We start from the raw sequence: 1,457 nt of genomic DNA, 5'->3' as shown, positions 1-1,457 counted from the left end.
CGGCCTACACGATGTACCCGGCCTACCGGAAGAAGAACGACAAGGTCAACAGCTTTGCCGAGCGCATGCAGGGCTGCTTCCAGTTCAGCATGAACGGCAAGGCCCCGGCGGCCGACAGCGAGGTGTTGAACGCACTGACCGCCTATGCCTACTGGTTGTCCACCGGCGCGCCGGTGGGCCAGGCCCTGCCGGGCCGCGGCTTCGACGAGCCGATGCCGCCCAAGGGCGGCTACGACATCGCCCGCGGGGCGAAGGTCTACACCGCCCAGTGCGCCATCTGCCACGGGGCCAAGGGCGAGGGCAAGAAGGTGGGCGCCACCCAGGTCTTCCCGCCGCTGTGGGGCAAGGATTCCTACAACTGGGGCGCCGGCATGCACCGCATCAACACGGCGGCCGGCTTCATCCAGCACAACATGCCGCTGGGCAAGGGCGAGACGCTGAGCGACCAGGAGGCCTGGGACGTGGCCGCCTTCGTCAATTCGCACGAGCGGCCGCAGGACCCGCGCCTGCTCAACCACGACATCGAGGCCACCCGCAAGAAGTTCCACGAGGGCGACGGGGTCAACCTCTACGGCGTGGTGGTGGACGGCGTCCTGCTGGGCCAGGGCGTGCAGTGAGCCCCGGAGCGCTCAGCCCGCCTGGCGGGTGAGCGCCTCGATCTCCTCGCCCAGCTCCAGCCAGCGTTCTTCCTGCATGGCCAGCTCGGCCTGGATGTGGGCCAGGCGGCGGCCGTGCTCGGCGAACTGATCGCCCGACAGGCCCGGCGTGGCCAGCAGGGCCTCGACCTCGGTCTTCTCGCGGCCCAGCTTTTCCAGGCGCTTGTCGATCTGGCCCTGTTCGTTGCGCAGCGGGCGGGTCAGGTCGGCCAGCTTGGCGCGGGCCTGGGCAGCGGCCTTGCGGTCCTCGCGGCTGTGGTTGGCCGCAGCAGGTGCCGGGGCCGGGGTGGCCGATGGTGCGGCCACGGGCGCCGTGCTGGCCTTGGCCTTGGGCGCTGGAGCGGGCGCCGCGGGCTTGCCGCTGGCGGCACGCTGGGCCTCGCGGCTGCGCTCGATCAGCCACTTCTGGTAGTCGTCCAGGTCGCCGTCGAAGGGCTTGAGCTCGCCGTCGGCCACCAGCCAGAACTCGTCGCAGGTCTCGCGCAGCAAGGCCCGGTCGTGGCTGACCAGCATCACCGTGCCGTCGAACTCGTTGAGCGCCATGGACAGCGCCTCGCGGGTCTGCAGGTCCAGGTGGTTGGTCGGCTCGTCCAGCAGCAGCAGGTTGGGGCGCTGCCACACCAGGCTGGCCAGCACCAGGCGGGCCTTTTCGCCGCCGGAGAGCGTGCCGATGGGCTGGTGCACCATGTCGCCTTCGAAGCGGAACTGGCCGAAGGAGTTGCGCAAGTCCTGTTCGCGGGCTTCACCGCCCAGGTGGGGCGCGCAAGGCTTTGGCCAGGCGCACCATGTGCTGCAGCGGGC

2 protein-coding genes are annotated in these 1,457 nt (G+C 70.4%); one reads left to right on the top strand and one right to left on the bottom strand.

Translation table 11 applies throughout. The features are described from left to right. A partial coding sequence (locus I73_RS12770; protein ID WP_026096671.1) for a c-type cytochrome occupies window positions 1–617 on the top strand: 617 nt, incomplete at its 5' end. Window positions 618–629: 12 nt separating this feature from the next. Here I73_RS12770 and I73_RS27730 read toward each other — a convergent pair. Next, a partial coding sequence (locus tag I73_RS27730; protein ID WP_234409499.1) for an ATP-binding cassette domain-containing protein occupies window positions 630–1,457 on the bottom strand: 828 nt, incomplete at its 5' end.

It is taken from the genome of Ideonella sp. B508-1, from assembly GCF_000333615.1.
Taxonomy (GTDB): Bacteria; Pseudomonadota; Gammaproteobacteria; order Burkholderiales; family Burkholderiaceae_C; genus Ideonella.
The sequence above is the reverse complement of the archived record's forward strand: the minus strand, read 5'-3'. Positions and strand labels throughout refer to the sequence as shown.